The sequence below is a fragment of the Pantoea sp. ICBG 985 genome, assembly GCF_002928365.1.
Lineage (GTDB): Bacteria > Pseudomonadota > Gammaproteobacteria > Enterobacterales > Enterobacteriaceae > Pantoea > Pantoea dispersa.
In genome coordinates this window covers 92,454-112,579 of sequence record NZ_POWM01000006.1, presented here as the reverse complement: position 1 = coordinate 112,579, position 20,126 = coordinate 92,454, and the positions used below count along the sequence as shown (strand labels likewise).

Below are 20,126 nucleotides of genomic sequence, written 5' to 3'. Positions count from 1 at the left end.
CGCGCACTTAGCGGGTACGTGGGCAGACTTCGTCTTCTGCGAAGAAGTAAGCGATTTCGCGTGCCGCAGATTCTGCAGAGTCAGAACCGTGGGTGGCGTTTTCGGTGAAGCTGTCTGCGTAGTCAGCACGCAGCGTACCGGCCAGCGCGTTGTCCGGGTTAGTTGCACCCATCAGATCGCGGTGACGCTGGATAGCGTTTTCGCCTTCCAGAACAGATACCACAACCGGGCCAGAAGTCATGAACTCAACCAGACCATCAAAGAACGGACGGCCTTTGTGCTCCGCGTAGAAGCCTTCAGCCTGCTCTTTGGTCAGGTGCAGCATTTTCGCACCAACGATTTTGAAGCCAGCGCTTTCGAAACGGTTGTAGATAGCACCAATCACGTTCTTAGCGACGGCGTTTGGTTTGATGATGGAGAAAGTGCGTTCGATTGCCATGATTACCTCTGATTAGCATCCTGAAGAAACCGGGAACCCGCTCCCGGTAAGAAAACGCGCCGATTATAGGGAGATCGGCGCGCCTTGCCTATGAGTGAAGAGAGGAATTATTGAAAATAATTGATTTCTGTCGGGGCAAACACGCAAAAAATATGCCATAGCGCTGCGTTTAGCCGCGCGTGAAAGACACCGAAGCCAGCTGCCCGGCCTCATCCATCACCACCAGCTGATAACGACCGGGCTCGCGCAGCACCAGCGAGGCGCTGCTTTTTCCCGCCGCCAGCTCCACCGGCTGCCCGTTTAAAAACCACCAGCGCTGCGTACCCTGCCCGCCCTGCACCGCCACCGGCAGCAGCAAGACGGCCTTACCGGGCAGCGGCTGCACGCGCTGGTCATTGATCACGCCGGTCACCAGCAGCGGCGCGCTGTCCCCCTGATTCAGCGGCGGGCAGGTCGCATCCACTGGCGGCAGGCGCTGCGCCCGCCGTTCGCCCGGTGGCAGCCACGGCTCAAGCGGCAGCGGCCACATCACGCGTTCCCGGCTTTGCGCATCCGGACAATCCGCCGCCACGCGCAGCCCTTTGCTGTTTTGCCAGAAGCGCTGGCGTAAGCCATTGACGCCTTCCTGACCCGGCGCCAGCAGCGTTGGCGGCACGGTCTGATTCAGCACCCAGCTGTAACGCCGCTGCCGGCAGTTCTCGTCGCCGGCGGGCAACGGCTGGCCGCCGGGCCAGCAGATACTGACGGCGCTGACCGTCGCCGGGCGCGCATCGCCGGGTACGCCGCGCGCCGGCAGGTGTCCCGCCAGCAGGTGATTAACCTGCTGCATCACCGGCACCGCCGACGCGTAACCGAACTGGCCGGCAACCGGCGTGGCATCCGGCCTGCCCACCCAGACGCCAATCAGATAGCGCGGCGTGATACCGACGCTCCAGGCGTCGCGATAGCCGTAGCTGGTGCCGGTTTTCCACGCCAGCGGCACGATATCGGCGACCGCCCCGCTGGCGGCAGGCTGCGCCTCACCGGCGAGGATGCGGCGTACAATCCACGCCGCGCCGGGCGACAGTAACGGACGCTGCAGCAGCGGCTGCTGCGGCAGCCAGCGCAGCTGCGCAGCATTACCGTGGCGGGCAAAGGCGCTGTAGGCGGCGACAATGTCGTCCAGCCGCGCGCCGGTGCCGCCCAGCACCAGCGACAGATTCGGTTCACCGCCCGCCGGAAAGCGCAGATTCAGGCCGACGTTGCGCAGCCGCGCGGCGACGTTTTTCGGTCCAAGCGCCTCCAGCAGCTGCACCGCCGGCAGATTGAGCGAACGCTGCAGCGCTTCGCTGGCGCTGACCGGGCCGTGAAAGCCACTGTCGAAATTGCCGGGACGATAGTCGCCAAAGCGGCGTGGCACATCCTGCAGCAGCGATTCGCCATGAATCAGGCCATCATCCAGCGCCATGCCGTAGACAAACGGCTTGAGCAGCGACCCCGGCGAACGCACGCTGGCAATCATATCCACATGGCCAAAGCGGCTGTCGTCATTGAAAGACACCGAGCCGACGTAGCCGCGCACCTTCATGGTGCTGTGGTCGACAACCAGCAGTGCCAGCGAGGTGCGCGGCGGCAGCCGCGTTTGCAGCGACGCAGCGAGGTTCTCCAGTTCGCGCTGCAGCGACACATCCAGCGTGGAGGTAATTTTGCTGTCGGGTGACAGCGACAGCAGCCGGCGCGCCAGCAGCGGTGCCAGCTGCGGCAGCTGGCGCGGCGGCAGCCATACCGGCTCCTGTTTGATTTCGGCGACAGTCTGCGCCGGCCACACCTGATACTGCGCCAGGCGATCCAGCACTTTATTGCGGGCAGCCTCAGCACGCTGCGGCCAGCGGTCCGGGCGCAAACGGCTGGGTGCCTGCGGCAGCACCGCCAGCAGCGCCGCCTCGCCGCGGGTAAGCTGCGACGCCGGTTTGCCCAGCCACATCCAGCTGGCGGCGCCGACGCCCTCAACCGTGCCACCAAATGGCGCGCGGTTGAGATACAGCGTCAGGATCTCGCGCTTCGACAGATGCCACTCCAGCTGCAGCGCGCGCCACGCCTGCACCACTTTGCCACGCAGGGTACGCGGCTGCGGATCAATCAGCCGCGCCACCTGCATGGTCAGCGTGCTGCCGCCGGAGACAATGCCGTGCTGCAGCAGGTTTTGCCCGACGGCGCGCACTATCGCCAGCGGGTTAATGCCGGGATGGTGCCAGAACCAGCGGTCTTCGTAGGTCAGCAGCGCCTCGATATAGGCCGGTGACACCTCGTCCAGCGTCACCGGATAGCGCCACACGCCCTGTCGATCGGCAAAGCGCCACAGCGGCGTGCCATCTTCCGCTACCACCACCCGCGCCGGCTGTAACTGGCGCAGCGGCAGCGGATCGAGCCGGTCCAGCAGCCATACTGCGCCCACCAGCAGCAGTAACAGCAGCGCCAGCCCGCACAGGCGTGGGTGGCGCTGCGTCACGGGCGCTTAACGCACATGAAGTTTTTCCGGCGTGGTGCCGATGGCGCGCCACGCGGGCACATACATCGACTCCACCTGCGGTGGCGGCAGACGATAACTGCCCGGCGTCACCGCGCGCGCCAGATACAGCAGCGTGCCGGGCGTGTAGCCATCCAGCGCCAGCGCGGCGACAAAGCGGTCGTCGCGGAACTCAAGATGTTTGATGTTGGCCTGCTGCATGTCCATCATGCTCTCTTTCAGCGCATCGGCACTGTCGCCCAGGCTGGCGCTGCTGTCGCTCAGGTTTTGATTTTCCAGCTCCAGTCCGGCCGGCAGCAGATCCACCACCAGCGCATCGCTGACGCGCTGACTGGCACCCACCTTCAGCCGCACCACCAGCAGCTCACCGCTCTTAAGGTTATTGAGATCGGCCGGTTTGCCGTCCAGCGTGAAGTATTCGCGACTGATGCTGAGCACGTTGCTGACCGGTGACGGCGCGGTGCGCGGATAGCCGACCACATTGAGCGTGCCGTACAGCGGCGACGGCGTGTCGCTGGTCACCGTCAGGCCCTGCTGCAACTGCTGCGCGCTCAGCCCGAGACTCAGCGGCCGATCGCTGCGCAGCGGCTGGTCCTGCAGCGTGGCCTGCCAGGTCTCACCCGGATGCTGCTGCAGCGTCCGCGCGGCGAGGAACAGCGCATTGTTCTCCTGGGTGGAGAACCAGCGCTGCCCGTGCAGCGTTTGCGCCAGTTCAATCAGCAATGGCCCCTGCTGCGCCGGCAGCAGCTGATTTTCCGTCAGCAGCGTCAGGGTCAGCGCGCGGTCACGCAGCGGACTGCCGTAATCGCCCAGCCACATGTCAGGCTGGCGTTGCAGCGCGATGCCCTGCATCAGCGCCAGCTGCGCGCGCTGCGTATCGCCCATCTGCTGCAACGCCACGCCAAGCTGCACCAGCGCCAGTCCGGACTTCGCCTGGGCGCGTTGGTCATACAGCGCCCGCAGCGCGCCGAGCGGCGCCTGCTGCTGACGCGCCAGTACCAGCCCCGCATAGGCCTGCACGCTAAAACGCAGCGCATCGGCATCGCTGCTCCAGCTGGTTTCGATTTGCGCCGGATCCTGCAAATAACGCAGCAGGCGCTGGTCGGCGCGATTAATCACGCCCTCCGGCACGCTGTAGCCCGCTTCGCTGGCGCGCAGCAGGAAGTCAGTGACGTAAGCGGTGAGCCAGAACTCCTCGCTGCTCTCTTTGCTCCACAGGCCAAAGCTGCCGTTACCGCGCTGCATGCCGGCGAGGCGCGCAATGCCGGTGTCAATTGCCGCGCGGCGCGCCTCATCGCTGCTGGTTTTGATGCCCATCGCGCTGAGCTGGGCGTGATTAGTGAAGAGTGAAGGCCAGATACCGCTGGCGGTCTGCTCCAGACAGCCATAGGGATAAGCGTAAAGCTGGCTGATGTAGCTGGCGATATTCAGCGGCGGCTGAGAACTCAGCGACAGCTGGCCACTCAGCGTGCCAGCCTGCAGGCCGTTAAAAGCGCTTGCCATCACCTGCCAGCGCTGCCCGCTGTTCATTACGTTATCGAAACTCAGGGTTTGCGCCGGATAAGCCGGACGCACGCCAATCTTCCAGCGGCGCACGCTCGGTGCCAGCGTCTCGTTCGGCAGGCTCAGCCCCGAAACGGTCACCTGCACGTCGCCCTCACCAAAACCGTCCTGCGCTTTAACCGGAATCGCCAGCGTGGTTCGCGCCCCCTTCGCCAGCTGCACCCTGGCCGGGATTTGGCCGTTGAGTGCAATCAAGCCACTTGCGTTGACCGCGACGTTCAACGTTTGAGGTTGATCGGTGAGGTTGGTCAAATCCAGCGCCAGTGTTGATTGATCGCCGCTGGCAAGAAAGCGCGGCGTCGCCAGTTCGCTTACCAGCGGTGCGGCGACCACCATTTTACGATCCGCCGCGCCGAAACTGTCTTCGCTCCACACCTGCGCCATCAGCCGCAGCTCGCCGTTGAAGGCCGGTATCGGCAGTTCCAGCGTGCCCTCGCCGCTGGCATCCAGCGTCACCGGCTGCAGCTGCTGCGCCACAATCTGCGCCTCGGTGACCGGCTTTTTACCGCCGCGCGACAGTGCATCGGCATCATCCCCGTCACCGCCAAAACGCAGCGCCGCCAGTTTGCCGCCGCCCTCAATCAACTGCCCGAACACATCATACTGATCGGCGTTGTAGCGCTTGCGGCCAAAGAAGCCGTTCCACGGATCGGGGGTGGCATAGTCGGTAATGCTCAGCACGCCGCTGTCCACCGCCGACAACAATACCTGCACCTGCTGCGGCAGCACACCGCCCTCGCGGCGGGCTTTAACCTTGACTTGCACGGTTTGTTCCGGCCGAATCCTGTCCGGTGCCTCAAGCGCCAGCGTCAGGCGGCGCGCGGCGGTTGCCATCGGCAGATGCAACAAGCCGACCGCACGTTTTGGCGTGGTGCCGTTCGCTTTGTCGCCGTCGCGCACCACAATCGCGCTGAGATACAGATCGTGGCGTTTCCACTCCGCACTGACTGGCACATCAATGGTTGCGCCGCCCGCCGGCACATCCAGCGGTTGCCACCACAAGGTGCCGCTGCTCGACTCCACCAGCAGATAGCCTTTGCCGGCCGCCGGGGATTCCACCGTGACACGCGCGGTGTCGCCGGGTTGATAGGCGGCTTTGTCGATCTTCAGTTTGACCTGATCCGGACGCAGCGCGCCGGTGCCGTTGGTGTTGTCCTGCCACCAGTAACCAGCCTGGAAACGCACGCTGCTGACGATGTTGTCACCGGCATGCACTTCAAGACGATAGGTGCCCCACTCTACCGGGAAGCTGACTTTCTGGCTGCCGCCCGCCGCAATGCTGATGCGCTGCTGCTCTTCCTGCAGATCTTTTTCATCGTAACGTGACTGCCAGCCTTCGCTGTCGGAGAAGCTCCAGAAGTAGTCGCGACGTTCGTGGATCAAACGCACCTCGAGATCCTGCGCCGCCAGCTTGTCGCCCTGCGCATTGGCGTACACCACGTCAAATTCGGCGAGGCTGTTTTCCGGCACGGTTGGCTCATCGTTATAACGATCGGTGCGATAGTCGTACACCGACTCGCTGTTAAACAACGGACGAATGCCCGGCAGCGCTGGCGCAGGCCAGATCGCTTGCGTGGCGCGGCGCGTTACCGGACGACCGCCGGTCTCCAGCAGGCTGGCCTGCAAAATCAGGTTGAGCGGAGAGTGGCTCTCCGTCCAGCTGCTTTCGACCCTGAGCTGCAGCCTGCCGCTGTCGTCCAGCTTTTCATCCACATCATCAAGGCTACGTTTCAGTTCCTCAGTGATGTCGCCAAACTGATAACCTGGCAACGCAGCGACCGCTTCACGCGCCGGACGCAGGAACAGCTGGCCCTGTAGTTCGTTGCCTGCCGCTGGCGCGCCATACAAATAGCGACCTTCGACAGCAAAGGTGACGTCGGCATCTGGCGACAGGGGCTGAGTGTTGCTTTTAAGTGACAGCGCCATCCGTTCTGGCAGGAAATCTTCTACATTGAACGGCCAGCTGCGCGGCTGGTTGTCGCCGCTGTTAATACGCAGCGTCCATTTACCGGTCATCGCCGAGGCCGGTAAGGCAAAACGTTGTTGATAAACGCCGTGCTCTGGTTGCCAGACGAAGGTTTGTGCCACTTCACCATTCGGCTGCACCACTTCAGCTTTCACCGGCTGCGGCGGCAGTGGTTTGCCATCGGCATCGCGCAGCAGCGCATTAACGATGACCGTTTCGCCGGGGCGATAGAGATCGCGCGGGCCAAAAATGAAGAACTGTTTGTCGTAGCCTTGCGGGCCATCAATCGGGAATTCGGCCAGATCCAGCGCCGGGCGATTGAGGTCGATGAGCGAAGTCTGGCCTTTACTGGTCGCCAGCAGCAGCTTGCCTTTAGCGTTAGCTGCTAAACGCAGGTGACCCTCGCTGTCGCTGCTGCCAGTCGCCATCTGTTGGCCTTTTTCATCCAGTAGCTGCACGCTGACATCCGCCAGCGGATCGCCACTGGCGAGGCTTTGTGTAAACAGTTCCAGCTGGGTGGGAAAACGGTGCAGCGACAGCCCAATGTCGCTCAGGGTGAACAGCGTAGCCGGTTGCGTGTAATTGTAAGTGCCGGCCTGTTTCATCACCGCCAGGTAGACACCCGGCTGCTTCAGCGCCGCGACGTCGCCGAGCGGCAGCTGCATTTTTTCCCGCGTATTGCGTGCCGGGTTGAGATCGAAGCGGCCGCTATAGACCAGATCGGCGTTTTTCAGCAGATCGCGCGATTCCCAGTACGACATATTGTTGCCGTAATTCCACTGGGCGAGAAAATCCGCCAGCGTGGCATTTTTCACCCGGAAGAAATCAACATCGATTTGGTTAACGTTGAGCGCCAGCACCGGCAGTCCCTGCGCCAGGCGCAGCGGCAGCAGCGAGCCACGGCTGGCGAAACCGACCATCGGCTGGATGTCGCGCGTGGTGAGCGTCTGGCTAAAGGGGCTGGCTAAGGCAGTGCCATCGGCGGCCTTCAGGCCGGCATTGACGGTAACGGTGAGCTTGCGCGCCGGCTGTGGATGGCGGAAGCGCAGCACTTTGCCGTTCTGCGCCAGCTCCCAGCCCCCGTCGACCTTGCCGCTGCTGTCGTCGGTGAGGCTGATCCAGCGATTGAAATCCTGCTGACCGTCGAGCGCGCGGTTAAAGGTCAGTACCAGCGCCGCCGCGCCGTCCAACTGCAGTTCGGACAGGTCGATCACCGCGAGAGCGCGTGTCGCGGCCTGCGGCGCAGGCGTATCAGCCGCCTGCAGCGACGGCTGCGCGCCGCCCAGTAATGCGCCGCCGATCAGCACGCTGAACAGCAGTCGTTTCACACATCTTGCCATGGTAATTCCCTCACCAGCCCCAAAAGGTTAAACGTGTTGTGCTGCGCAATTTCACATCAAGCCGCCAACTTTAGCAATGTTACCCTTGAGATAGCCTTCACATTCCCGGACACTGAGTCTTTGCCGCTGATGGAGAAGAGGTTGCTATGACAGCCATGTTTGTGTCCGCTGATTGGTTGAATGAACATTACCACGAAGCGCGTTTGCAGGTGCTGGATGCCCGCATGCTGCCGCCAGGTCAGGAAGCGGTGCGCGATATCACGGCGGAGTATCTGGCCGGGCATCTGCCGGATGCGCCTTTTTTCAACATCGAAGCGCTGTCCGATCACACCAGCCCGTATCCGCATATGATGCCGCGCGCAGAGACCTTTGCCGTGGCGATGCGCGAGCTGGGCATCAGCCAGGATAAACATCTGGTGGTGTACGACGAAGGCAATCTGTTCTCCGCGCCGCGCGCCTGGTGGATGCTGCGTGCCTTTGGCTGTGAACAGGTGTCGATTCTGGCGGGCGGCCTGCAGGGCTGGAAAGCCGCTGGCTTCAGCCTGGCTACCGGTCCGGTGAATCTGCCTGAAGGCGAGTTTGACGCGCAATACGACAGCAGCCAGGTAAAGCGCCTGACCGATGTCCTGCTGATCAGCCACGAGGGCGGCGCGCAGATTGTCGATGCGCGCGCGGCCAATCGTTTCAATGCCGAAGTGGATGAGCCGCGCCCCGGCCTGCTGCGCGGCCATATCCCGCACAGTCTGAATATGCCGTGGAACGATCTGGTGGCCAACGGTGAGCTGAAACCGGCCGCCGAGCTGCGCGATCTGTTTGCAAAGGCAGGGATTAAGCTGGATCAGCCGATTGTCGCCAGCTGCGGCTCCGGTGTGACGGCGGTGGTGGTGATTCTGGCGCTGACCGCGCTTGGCGTGCGTGATGTGACGCTGTACGACGGTTCGTGGGGAGAATGGGGCAGCCGCGACGATTTACCGATTGAGAAATAAGTGTATCCGGTCGCCGTAAGGTGCGCGTTGTCGGATGTTGTGCACATTTATCCGGTCGCCGTAAGGTGCGCGTTGTCGGATGTTACACACATTTATCCGGTCGCCGTAAACGGCGACCCTACGTGTAGGGTGCGCATTTATGCGCACCTGGTTGAAATCGGTGCGATTTACCGGCGCACTGATGCGCACCGGCACTAGATAATCCGCTGGCTGCCTTTGAAATCGCGCAGGAAACTGCCCCAGCGGCGCTCATAAAACGGCGTAATGTGCGCGGTGAAGAAATGGCTGACACCCTGCTCATTACTGACCACTTCACAGATATCAATTGGCGCGTCATCGGGCAGCGTATCGGTCGCCACGCTGCCGGCCGCCTGAATAATCGCATCAATATCGCTGTCGGCTTCAATCCCAATCAACAGATTCGCCTGTTCATCGGCACGCTCACGAATGCTGGCAACGTAGGCGCGACGCACCTGTTTGTATTTCGCAAACAGCTGGGTCAGCGAATCGATCATCTGCGCCGGCGGCTCGGCCACTTCGGACAGCAGCAATGCATGACCGCCCTCCAGCACCGTTTGCTGGCTCAGCGCACTGCCCTCTTCGCCCAGCAGATGCGCGATCTCGCCGGGTGAAAACTCTTTGCCGGCCGGCAGTTTTGGATTGAGGAACAGCGTTTCGCCCAGCGTCATTTCAAACAGCGTGCGCGTCGGTAAACGCAGATACGACTGCTCACCCTGAATGGCTTCGCTCATCGCTGCTTCTGAGGTAAAGAAAGGGATCACGCTGCCGCCGCCCTCTTTCTCCCAGTGCTGTAATTCTACCGGCGAGGTGGCATCAAACTGCTCTGCGGGACTTTCGCCCGGCACCCAGACATCGGCCTCCAGCAACAGCTGAAAAAATTCCGGACGGTGCGCAGGCTCGGTGGCCGCCAGCTTCAGCACCTCTTCAAGACGGTTACTCATAAGGGATAGGCTTCCAAAAAAGACGGCAGGTTGCAGCCTGCCGTTGTCGGGATTATTTCAGTAACAGATTGGCAATGGTACGCACGCCAAGGCCTGTCGCACCGGCGGACCACTGATCGACCGCGCTTTTGCGATAGGTCGCGGAGCAGTCAATGTGCAGCCAGCCCTGCTGATAGTTGCTGACGAACCATGAGAGGAACGCCGCCGCGCTGCTGGCGCCCGCCGCGTGGGCTGCGCTGGCGATGTTATTCAGGTCGGCAAAATTGGACGGCAGATGGTTGCGGTGGAACTCGGCCAGCGGCAGACGCCAGAAGGCTTCGTTCTCGCTGGTGGCGCTGCCCAGCAGCGACTCCGCCAGCACGTCGTCAAAGGTAAACAGCGCATGGTAATCGTTGCCCAGCGCGGTTTTCGCGGCACCGGTCAGCGTGGCCGCATCAATCAGCAGCTGCGGACGCTGTTCGCTGGCGTCGATCAGTCCATCGGCTAGCACCAGACGCCCTTCGGCGTCGGTGTTCATCACTTCCACCGATTTCCCGTTGCGATAGCGGATGATGTCGCCGAGGCGGAACGCGTTGCCGCTTACCATGTTATCGGCGCAGCACAGGAACAGCTTCACGCGCTTATCCAGGCCGCGCGCAATCGCCAGCGCCAGCGCACCGGTTACCGTTGCCGCGCCGCCCATATCGGATTTCATCGAATCCATGAACGCGCTCTGCTTCAGGCTGTAGCCGCCGGTATCAAAGGTGATGCCTTTGCCCACCAGGCAGGCGTACACCGGTGTGCTGTCGTCGCCGCCGGGGTTGAAGTCCAGCGTCAGCAGCACTGGCGGGCGCGTCGAGCCGCGGCCTACGGTATGAATTCCGGCATAGCCCTGCTCACGCAGATCCTCACCTTTGATGATGCGATAGCTCACCGCATCACCGCCTACTTCGCTGATCAGATCGATGGCACTGTGCGCCAGCTGCTCCGGACTCAAATCTTCCGCAGGCAGGTTGATGGTGTCGCGCACCCAGTCAACGATCTTCAGGCGCCGATCGAATTCGGCCTGATCGGCCTCACTCAGCGTCGGCCATTCGACCTGACGCTGGCCTTTCGGGCTGCGGAAACCCTGCCAGAACGCCCAGCATTTCTCCAGATCCCAGCCTTCGCCGCTCAGCGCGACGTGGCGAATGCCCTGACCGTCCAGCTTGCGTCCGGCACGTTGAATGCTCATCAGCGCATCGGCACCGGTCAGGTGAACGGTCATGCCACTTTCATTGCTGCTCAGCAAGGCTTTCTCGCCCCAGCGCGCATCTGCGGCCTGGGAGCTGAGCGTAATCGTCATGGGTTGTGTTGTCATCGCGTGGCTCCGTTTGCGTTTGTTATCCCTGCACACTGACCGGCGCAGGGCGAAAATTTAGCGGGAAGTGGCCGGCGTCAGCGCCCGTAAGCGCGTTACCGCCTTATGTACCACCCCGATGGCATAATCGATCTCTTCCTGCGTGGTAAAGCGACCCAGCGAAAAGCGCAGCGAGCTGTAAGCCAGCTGCTGATCCACGCCCATGGCGCGCAGAACGTAGGAAGGTTCAAGGCTGGCAGAGGTACAGGCGGATCCCGACGACAGCGCCAGATCTTTCAGCGCCATGATCAGCGATTCGCCATCGACGTGGGCAAAACTGATATTGAGGATATTCGGCGCGCCCTGTTGGAGTGAACCGTTGAGCTGTACGTCGCTTAGCGTGCTGATGCCCTGCCACAGACGATGGCGCAGCGTAGCCAGGCGCGCACTCTCGTCCGCCATCTCTTCGCGCGCGATGCGATAGGCTTCGCCCATGCCGACAATCTGGTGCACCGGCAAGGTCCCCGAACGCATGCCGCGCTCGTGACCGCCGCCATGCATCTGCGCGTCGATCTGCAGTTTTGGTTTACGCCGCACCCACAGCGCGCCGATGCCTTTCGGCCCGTACAGCTTGTGCGCTGAGAACGACATCAAATCCACCGGCAGCGCGCTGACATCGAGCGGCAGTTTGCCCACGCTTTGCGTGGCGTCCACGTGGAACAGGATGTCGCGCGCGTGACACAGCGCACCCAGCGCGGCGATGTCCTGAATCACGCCGGTTTCATTATTGACGTGCATCAGCGACACCAGCACGGTGTCGTCGCGCAGTGCCGCCTCCAGCATCGCAGGCGTGACGATGCCGTCCGCGCCGGGCTGCAGAAAGGTGACGTCAAAGCCTTCACGCGCCAGCTGGGCACAGCTGTCGAGCACCGCTTTGTGTTCGGTCTGACTGGTGATGATGTGTTTACCGCGCGCCCGATGCTGCTGCGCTGCGCCCTTGAGCGCCAGGTTATCGGCTTCGGTGGCACCGGAGGTAAACACGATTTCGCGTGGATCGGCGTTGATCAGTTCGGCAACCTGGTTGCGCGCCACGTCAACGGCCTCTTCAGCCTGCCAGCCAAAACGGTGGGAACGGGAAGCGGGGTTACCGAAGGTGCCATCCAAAGTGAGGAACTGCATCATTTTGCTGGCGACACGCGGATCCGCAGGCGTTGTCGCTGCGTAATCCAGGTAGATCGGTAATTTCATTGCGCTAAAACTCCGTATAAAAAATCATACGTCTTTATAGCACGATTCAGCCTCTCCTGGGTTAACAGCAGAGGCTGAACGGGAGAGGATCAGGCGCGCAGATTGACGTTGATGGTTTCCTGCACGCGATGCTGCTGGAAGCGACGGTTATCAACGCTGTTCTGGCGATCGGCCACGTCGAGGATCTCCTGGTTATTCACCAGTTCCGCCAGCGTGATGTTGTTGAGGAAATCGCTGATGCGCTCGCTCAGGTCGCGCCACAGAACGTGGGTCAGGCAGCGCTCGCCGCCCTGGCAACCCTCTTTACCCTGGCATTTGGTGGCGTCAACGGATTCGTCCACCGCGGTAATCACCGCGCCGACCGCAATCGCGCCGGCGTCTTTGCCTAACAGATAACCGCCACCCGGACCCCGCACGCTGGCCACCAGCCCGTGCTTACGCAGACGCGAGAATAACTGCTCCAGATAGGAGAGCGAAATGCCCTGACGCTCTGAAATATCGGCCAGCGGTACCGGGCCCTCGTGCGAGTGCAGGGCAACGTCCAGCATAGCGGTTACGGCATAACGTCCTTTGGATGTCAGTCTCATAGCATACAACCTCGTAAGCGTCCGCCAGCGAGTCGGCGGGTTATCTGAAGAATGGAGGCCAGTCTGACATTCCCGAGTATTTTGGTCAACTATTTAACCGAGTATTTCGCTCAACTATTTAACCTGGTGTTTTACTCAACTATTACCCTTGTCGTTTTTGGGTTTTTCAAACGACGACAGCATGCCGCGCAGAATGTTGAGTTCGTCGCGCTCCGGACGCGCACGGGTATAGAGGCGACGCAGTTTGCTCATCACCTGGCTCGGTGTGCCCTGGCGGATAAAACCGCTGTTCAGCATCATCTGCTCGATGTGCTGATAGAAGCGCTCCAGATCGTCCACCAGCGGATACGGTGAGGCTTCATACTGCGGCTGCGGACTGGCTTTCTCCTGCGCGTCCAGCCACGCCATGCGCACTTCATAGGCAATAATCTGCACCGCCATCGCCAGGTTGAGCGAGCTGTACTCCGGGTTGGCCTGAATGGCGACATGATAGTGGCACTTCTGCAGCTCTTCGTTGGTCAGGCCCACGCGCTCGCGACCAAACACCAGCGCCACCGGCGCCTGCTGGCCCTCTTCCACGCTTTTGATGCCGCATTCACGCGAGTCGAGCATCGGCCACGGCAGCGAGCGCGAGCGTGCGCTGGTGCCCACCACCAGGCTACAGCCGGCAATCGCCTCATCCAGCGTATCGACGATCTTCGCCTCACCGATCACATCGCTGGCACCGGCAGCCAGTGAAATAGCCTGCGAGTCCGGTTTCACCAGCGGATTGACCAGATACAGGTTGCTTAAGCCCATGGTTTTCATGGCGCGGGCAACGGAACCCATGTTGCCGGTGTGCGAGGTTTCTACCAGTACGATTCGGATATTTTGCAGCATAATAGATAGCGATAAGGAAATGATGGCGCGCATCCTAACATAAAAGCAGGACATTTGCTGAACACCCTGATATACTCCGCGCCGTTTTCACCCCGTTCTTTAACATCCAGTGAGAGATACCGATGCATCCGATGCTCAACATCGCCGTGCGCGCAGCGCGCAAGGCCGGAAATTTAATTGCCAAGAATTATGAAACCCCGGACGCCGTCGAAGCCAGCCAGAAAGGCAGCAACGACTTCGTTACCAATGTTGACCGCGACGCAGAACGTCTGATTGTCGAAGTGATTCGCAAATCCTACCCGCAACACACCATCATCACCGAAGAAAGCGGTGAGCTGGCGGGCGACGATCAGGATGTTCAATGGGTAATCGATCCCCTGGATGGCACCACCAACTTCATCAAACGTCTGCCCCACTTTGCTGTTTCAATCGCCGTGCGCATCAAAGGCCGCACCGAAGTGGCGGTGGTTTACGATCCAATGCGTAACGAACTGTTCACCGCGGTACGCGGTCAGGGTGCGCAGCTTAACGGCTATCGCCTGCGCGGCAGCACGGCGCGTGACCTCGACGGCACCATTCTGGCTACCGGCTTCCCGTTCAAGCTGAAGCAGCACGCCACGCCGTTCATCAACATCGTGGCAAAACTGTTTACCCAGTGCGCTGATTTCCGCCGTACCGGCTCTGCTGCGCTGGATTTGGCCTATGTGGCCGCAGGTCGCGTTGACGGTTTCTTTGAGATTGGCCTGAAGCCATGGGATTTCGCTGCCGGTGAACTGCTGGTGCGTGAAGCGGGCGGTCTGGTGACCGATTTCACCGGTAACCACGGCTATATGCTGTCTGGCAACCTGGTGGCCGGTAACCCGCGTGTGGTGAAGGCGATGCTGGCCAGCATGCGCGAAGAACTGAGCGAAGCGCTGAAGCGCTAAGCAAAAAAAAGCGGCTGAATCAGCCGCCTTTTTTATTACCGACGCTCGTGGGTTAACACGGTGCGCGGCTGGGTACGCCGACCGACACCGCCGAGGACCGCCGCCAGCACCGCCTCGATCAGCATCATGAAGAAGGCAAACCAGCTGGCTTTCGCCGTTGCCGCCGCGGCTTTCTCTGCGGCTTCACGCGCTTTCTGCTCCGCTTCCTGCTTCAGCTGCTGATATTTCTGCATCGCCTGTTGATAGCTCTGCTCAGTCTGATTGACGATCTGTTCCGCTTCCTGATCGCTTTTTCCGGTCCGCGCTTTAATAATGTTTTTCAGCGCATCACGGTCTGCAGCTTGCAGCGTATCGGCATGACGACTCAGTACACCACGGATCCAATTGGCAATATCATTGTCGGCATTCTGTGGATTCTGTGCCGTCTGTTTCGCCTGGTTTTGCGCATTATTCGCTTCGCTATTTACATCCTGCTGTAAATTTTCCGGCTGCAATTCCGGTTTGCCCGTCTGGCGCAGCGTGGTCTGCAATTCATTTTGCAGATCATCAAGGTTGATATTATTTTCCTGCAGCTTCTCTTTCGCCATATTGGTTACCGAAGGTGCTACCGCAGAAATACCGTTACCCAGGGCGTTAAAACCGGAGCCTAAAATATTAAAGGCGCCACCGATAATACCGCTGGCAAGTGAGATCGCCAGCCACAGCGTAATCAATGTGCTGACGCCAAACATCAGCAGCCCGTGCAGCGCACCTTCGCGCTGTGCCAGCCGCCCGGCAACGTAGCTACCGACCGCCAGCGCAATCAGCATGCTGACGCCGGTCCAGATCAGCGCACCAGTGCCAAGGTGCTCCAGCGGATTTTGTTCCTGCTGCGGATCGATAGTCGTGGCCCCGATCGCTGTCCCCAGCAGCCCCAGCAGAATATGAATGATTAAGGCCGCAATCACCCCTGCAAATACGGCACTCCAGGAAATGCGTTTTAACGGAACACCGCCATGCGTTTCCACTACCGTTTCCGTGCTGCCATTATTAGTCCAGGTTTCAGGCATATTTATTTCCTCGCAAACATTGACGATAAAGAGTAACGCATATAAGAGCACACCCTGTCTTTTTGATATTATCTAGCGTAGACAGAGAAAACTCTTTTCACCAGATCGCCAGGCAACAGAAATTTAACTATGCGTAACGGGCAGAAAAAAACGCAGCATATTCAGTGAACATGCTGCGCTTATTTTTTAAAGCGTATTAATTAAAAAGGACGCAGACCGCCACCGAAGCCGGGCGTAGCACTGTGCCATAAAATAAAGCCGGCCAGCAGCAACAGCAGGCTGCCAGCCAGCATCACGGCCGGCAACAACCATTCCGCTGCCCCTCTGCTGCTGACCCTGCCGAGGCGCACCGCCAGCACGCGCGAGCGCTGCACCAGCAAACCCAGCAGCGACACGGTGAGCGCGGTGCCCAGCGCCATGGTCAGCGCCGAGGCCACGCCCCAGCCATACACGCCAATCACTTTGGCAAACAACAGCATCATGATGGCACCGGAACAGGGCCGCAGCCCCATCGACAGCACCACCAGCGCCTGGGTTTTGCCGCTCACCGCACCGGCCAGCTGTTGCGCGCTCGGCAGGTGGGCATGACCGCAGCCGCAGTCAGCATGGTGCTGATGATGCGGCCGTACCGCGCGAATCTGGAGCCCGGTCGCCGGACGGAACGCGCGGCGTAACCCCTGCAGCGCGCGCCAGCCCACCCAGACGCCGAGCGCCATCACCAGCAAATAGCTGCCTTTCTCCAGCCAGTAACTGGTGAGATGCAGCTGGCGCGAGGAGGTTTGCAGCACCACCAGCATCAGCGTCACCAGAGCAATCGCCACCGTGCCCTGCAACAGCGCCGCCAGCAGCGTCAGCTTCATGCTGGTTTTCAGCTGCGCCGGATGGGTGGCGAGAAAGGTGCTGATCACCACTTTGCCGTGGCCCGGCCCCAGCGCATGCAGCACGCCATAGGCCAGGCTAAACAGCATCAGCGTGACACCGGCCTGCTGCGGCTGCTGCGCCACCTGTTGCAGGAGCTGCGTCATCTCACGGTGCAGAACCTTCTGCCACAGTACGCTTTGCAGCAGAATCTGCGGCCAGTGCAGCCACAGCAACGCGCCCGCGCTAATCAGCAGCGCAGCCAGCAGCCACAGTGGCCACCAGCGACGGGAAGCGCCAGGCTGTGAAATCAACGACATGTCAGAGTTACCGTCTGGGCAAACTGCTGGCCGAGATCCATATCCTCGGGCGGTGCGTCAGCTTTATCCAGCGACAACGCGTACTGTTTTAGCGAGTCATTCGGTTTGGGCGTGTGTAAGTCAAACTGGCAATGGGCTTTCACGGTCTCATCCATGGTGATGGCTTGCGGATTGTCATAATACATATCAACAAAGTAACTGGGATCGAAGGTCTGGATGCGGTACTGCCTGGCGCTTAACGACTGCGGTTCACCGAACGGCACAATGAACTCCAGCACTGCTTTGTTGCCCTTGCGCGACAGCTGATACTCCTGCGGCAGGTTGAGAAATTTCACCCGATTTTTATCCTGCCACACTTCGGTAAAATAGTGCTGGCCCAGCACATTGGCCATCACCTGTGCCGCCAGCTTTTTCCACACCACCTCGCCGGGTTTGGCGTTGCCGGCATCGTACAGCAGATCGGCGGAGGTGATCTCGTCCATGGTCCATACCATCTTCATCGCGCTGAGATGATCGTCCTTACCGATCAGTTCGGTCTGCATATCAATAAAGCTGTGTGGATGCGCCCACACGGCGCCGCTGAACAACAGCGTAAAGCTAACGAGCGCAATTTTCATATGTTATAAAGTAACAAATTTTAAAGTCAGAAGGATACCGGGCCAGAAAAAACTGTGACCCGCCCTGAAGCTCTGAACAAAAGTCATGACAAAGGCCAGGGCCAGCGCGTGGAGTTGGCTATTCTTAGCTGAAAAATGACCTGCGGATAACACGATTGATGAGTTCAGCGCATTCTACTGCTCCCCTCTTCAGCCGCGCCCAGCGTCGTTGCCATCTGCTGTTGCTGCTGTTTCTGCCTGCTCCCGCGTTAACGCTTGAAAAGCTCTGCCAGTTAAATGGCGTGGACCCTGTTGTCGCCCGACAGGATATCGCGGATGTCGGAGATGAGATACAGCGCTTTCACCAGCTGGAATTACACCAGATGGTGGATGGCAGCTTTCGCATTCATGGCACGGAACTGGACCGGCGTCTGTGCCTGCTGCACTGGCTGCGCCGCGCGCTGCGCCTGTCGCAGGATTTCGTCTGCACGCATTTTGCGCCGGCACTGCGCCAGCGGCTGAAGGTGCTGAAAATTGAGAAAGCGCTGTGGGATGAAACCAATCTGCAGGCGCTGATCCAGCACTGCAGCCTGCGGCTGGCGCGCGATTTCACGCCGCGCGACCGGCTGTTTCTGCAAATCTTCATGAAATATGCGCTGTGTCAGCGTCAGACGGCGCTGTTCAGCGAGCACCAGCGCGCCTGGCTGGCGGCGAAGATTGAACGTAGCGCAGCGGATGACGTGATCCATCACTGGCAGAAACGTTGCCATCTGGCACCGGACGTCAGCGAAACCGATTTCTGGACGCTGCTGTTCAGCCTGATTCACGCGCCAGACGGCAGCCAGCTGGCAGATAGTCAGGCACACAAGCTGATGGCCGCGGTGGAAGCCCTGATCGCCCGCTTTGAGCAACTGGCGCAGACGCGCATCAAAAATCAGCAGCAGCTGAAGCTGCAGCTCTATACTCACCTGGCGCAGGCGCTGGATCGCAGCCACTTTGCCATCGGCATTGATAACAGCGTGGCGCTGGACGTGGCGCGTCTCTATCCGCGCCTGCTGCGTACCACGGCGCGCGCGCTGCAGCACTTCAGCAGCGATTTCGGCACGCATTTTAGCGCGGAAGAAGTGAGCCTGGTGGCGGTGCAGTTTGGAGGCTGGCTGATGCAGGAGAGCGCGCTACAGGAGAAACAGGTGCTGTTACTGACCGGCGCTGACGCGGCGCTGGAACAGCTGCTGGAGCAGCAGCTGCGGGAAATGATGCTGCTGCCAATCAATATTACCTATCAGGATATGCTGCACTTTCAGCGTGAGGGCGCACCGCGCGATGTGGCGCTGGTGGTGACGCCCTACGCCACCGCCCTGCCGCTCTACTCGCCGCCGCTGATCCACGCTGAGCTGCCGCTGAGCGATCACCAGCAGCAGCGCATTCGTCAGCTGCTGGAGTCTTAAGCCGCGCGTGGCCGCAGGAACAGCGCCGGCAGCGCCACCAGCGCCATGACCCAGAACAGCTGGCCGTGCAGGTGGGTAAACAGCACGCCGCACACCATCGTCATCACCGCGATGCCGCCGCCCATTGCCAGCGCCGAATAGAGCGACTGCAGACGAATCACCTCTGCGCCTTTACGCGCGGCAATAAAGCGCATCGCCGCCAGATGGCAGACGGTAAAGCTGCCGCAGTGCAGAATCTGCGCCACAATCAACAGCGGTAGCGCAGTGCTGGCACCCAGCAGCGTCCAGCGCACCAGCGCGCACACGCCGGACAGCAGTAGCAGATCGCGCGCGCTCCAGCGGCGAAACAGCCGGTTACTCAGGGCAAAAATCACGATTTCGGCCACCACGCCCAGCGACCACAGGTAGCCCACGACCGACGCGGAGTAGCCCGCTTCCTGCCACCAGATGGCGCTGAAGCTGTAATAAGCAGCGTGCGCGCCCTGCATTAGCGTTACGCACAGCATGAAACGCCAGACGCTGTTCTCGCGCAGCAGGTCGCGCCACGCCGCCCAGCCCCCGCTCGCGCCCTGGCGTAGCTCACCCTGCGGTCGGGTTTGTGGCGGCAGCAGCATGCCGGACAGCATCGCCAGCGCGCCTGCGCTCAGCAGCAGCAGAATCACCTGCGATGACCAGGCGCTGACCAGCATACCGGTAAGCGCCGAGCTGATAACAAACGCCAGCGAGCCCCACAGCCGTACCGGACCATAGGCCAGCCCGATTTGCTGTGTCCAGGTGGCCGCCAGCGCATCACTCAGCGGCACCAGCGGCGAGAAGAACAGGTTAAAACCAATCATCACCAGCAGCAGCCACAGCCACTGACTGCCGAGCCAGAAGCCGAGCGCGAACAGACAGGTCGCCAGCGCCAGCAGGCGCAGCGCAACAATCAGCTGCGCTGGATTTTTCACCTGCGAAGCAATCAACAGGCTGCCGGCAAAGCGCGCCACCATGCCACAGCCGAGCAGCAGGCCAATTTTTTCCGCATCCAGCCCGTTGCCCTTCAGCCACACGCTCCAGAACGGCAGATAGATGCCATAGCAGAAAAAGTAGGTGAAGTAGCTCAGTCCCAGCCACCTGGCCGATCCGATGGTCATGT

Annotated in this window: 15 protein-coding genes; 3 read left to right on the top strand and 12 right to left on the bottom strand. The window is 60.8% G+C overall.

All coding sequences use genetic code 11. From position 1 onward, the window contains the following. Window positions 1-7 precede the first annotated feature (7 nt). From ndk to C1Y42_RS18235, 3 genes are all read right to left on the bottom strand, one after another. On the bottom strand, window positions 8-439 hold the full coding sequence (ndk, locus tag C1Y42_RS18245) for a nucleoside-diphosphate kinase (RefSeq protein ID WP_104094081.1): 432 nt from the start codon (window positions 437-439) through the stop codon (window positions 8-10). A gap of 169 nt (window positions 440-608) precedes the next feature. Next, the gene (pbpC, locus tag C1Y42_RS18240; protein ID WP_058758296.1) at window positions 609-2,927 is read right to left on the bottom strand and encodes a peptidoglycan glycosyltransferase PbpC; all 2,319 of its coding nucleotides are present in this window, start codon (window positions 2,925-2,927) and stop codon (window positions 609-611) included. Window positions 2,928-2,933: 6 nt separating this feature from the next. Beyond that, a complete protein-coding gene (locus C1Y42_RS18235) occupies window positions 2,934-7,814 on the bottom strand; it encodes an alpha-2-macroglobulin (protein ID WP_104094080.1) in 4,881 nt (1,626 codons plus the stop codon). A gap of 146 nt (window positions 7,815-7,960) precedes the next feature. Between C1Y42_RS18235 and sseA the strand changes: the two genes are divergently transcribed. Then, window positions 7,961-8,800: a 3-mercaptopyruvate sulfurtransferase gene (gene sseA, locus C1Y42_RS18230; RefSeq protein WP_104094079.1), complete on the top strand. Its 840-nt coding sequence runs from the start codon at window positions 7,961-7,963 to the stop codon at window positions 8,798-8,800. A gap of 194 nt (window positions 8,801-8,994) precedes the next feature. Here the strand turns inward: sseA and sseB are convergent, their stop codons facing one another. From sseB to trmJ, 5 genes are all read right to left on the bottom strand, one after another. Next, on the bottom strand, window positions 8,995-9,762 hold the full coding sequence (sseB, locus tag C1Y42_RS18225) for an enhanced serine sensitivity protein SseB (RefSeq protein WP_021506551.1): 768 nt from the start codon (window positions 9,760-9,762) through the stop codon (window positions 8,995-8,997). Window positions 9,763-9,814: 52 nt separating this feature from the next. Next, window positions 9,815-11,101, bottom strand: coding sequence for an aminopeptidase PepB (gene pepB, locus C1Y42_RS18220; protein WP_058758293.1), 1,287 nt, complete (start codon window positions 11,099-11,101; stop codon window positions 9,815-9,817). A 57-nt stretch (window positions 11,102-11,158) separates the two neighbouring features. Continuing rightward, window positions 11,159-12,328, bottom strand: a complete 1,170-nt coding sequence (locus C1Y42_RS18215) for an IscS subfamily cysteine desulfurase (protein ID WP_104094078.1) — start codon at window positions 12,326-12,328, stop codon at window positions 11,159-11,161. Window positions 12,329-12,417: 89 nt separating this feature from the next. After that, window positions 12,418-12,915, bottom strand: coding sequence for a Fe-S cluster assembly transcriptional regulator IscR (gene iscR, locus C1Y42_RS18210; protein ID WP_031279392.1), 498 nt, complete (start codon window positions 12,913-12,915; stop codon window positions 12,418-12,420). Window positions 12,916-13,050: 135 nt separating this feature from the next. After that, window positions 13,051-13,794, bottom strand: a complete 744-nt coding sequence (trmJ, locus tag C1Y42_RS18205; RefSeq protein WP_031279390.1) for a tRNA (cytosine(32)/uridine(32)-2'-O)-methyltransferase TrmJ — start codon at window positions 13,792-13,794, stop codon at window positions 13,051-13,053. 122 nt (window positions 13,795-13,916) lie between these two features. Here trmJ and suhB point away from each other — a divergent pair, with 122 nt between their 5' ends. Then, window positions 13,917-14,720, top strand: a complete 804-nt coding sequence (gene suhB, locus C1Y42_RS18200; protein ID WP_058758291.1) for an inositol-1-monophosphatase — start codon at window positions 13,917-13,919, stop codon at window positions 14,718-14,720. A 35-nt stretch (window positions 14,721-14,755) separates the two neighbouring features. Here the strand turns inward: suhB and C1Y42_RS18195 are convergent, their stop codons facing one another. From C1Y42_RS18195 to C1Y42_RS18185, 3 genes are all read right to left on the bottom strand, one after another. Beyond that, window positions 14,756-15,769 (bottom strand): hypothetical protein, encoded by a 1,014-nt coding sequence (locus C1Y42_RS18195; protein WP_059009926.1) that lies wholly within the window; start codon window positions 15,767-15,769, stop codon window positions 14,756-14,758. Between the two features lie 200 nt (window positions 15,770-15,969). After that, entirely contained in the window at window positions 15,970-16,947 is a 978-nt protein-coding gene (locus C1Y42_RS18190; RefSeq protein ID WP_104094077.1) for a nickel/cobalt transporter, read from the bottom strand. Next, a complete protein-coding gene (locus C1Y42_RS18185) occupies window positions 16,938-17,564 on the bottom strand; it encodes a DUF1007 family protein (RefSeq protein WP_059009930.1) in 627 nt (208 codons plus the stop codon). Before C1Y42_RS18185 ends, C1Y42_RS18190 begins: the two co-directional genes overlap by 10 nt. 158 nt (window positions 17,565-17,722) lie before the next feature. Between C1Y42_RS18185 and csiE the strand changes: the two genes are divergently transcribed. After that, window positions 17,723-18,991, top strand: coding sequence for a stationary phase inducible protein CsiE (gene csiE / locus C1Y42_RS18180; protein WP_059009933.1), 1,269 nt, complete (start codon window positions 17,723-17,725; stop codon window positions 18,989-18,991). On the opposite strand, the gene C1Y42_RS18175 is transcribed toward csiE, so the two are convergent. Then, the gene (locus C1Y42_RS18175; protein WP_088518109.1) at window positions 18,988-20,124 is read right to left on the bottom strand and encodes a 3-phenylpropionate MFS transporter; all 1,137 of its coding nucleotides are present in this window, start codon (window positions 20,122-20,124) and stop codon (window positions 18,988-18,990) included. The two genes, csiE and C1Y42_RS18175, sit on opposite strands and share 4 nt — an antisense overlap. Window positions 20,125-20,126 lie beyond the last annotated feature (2 nt).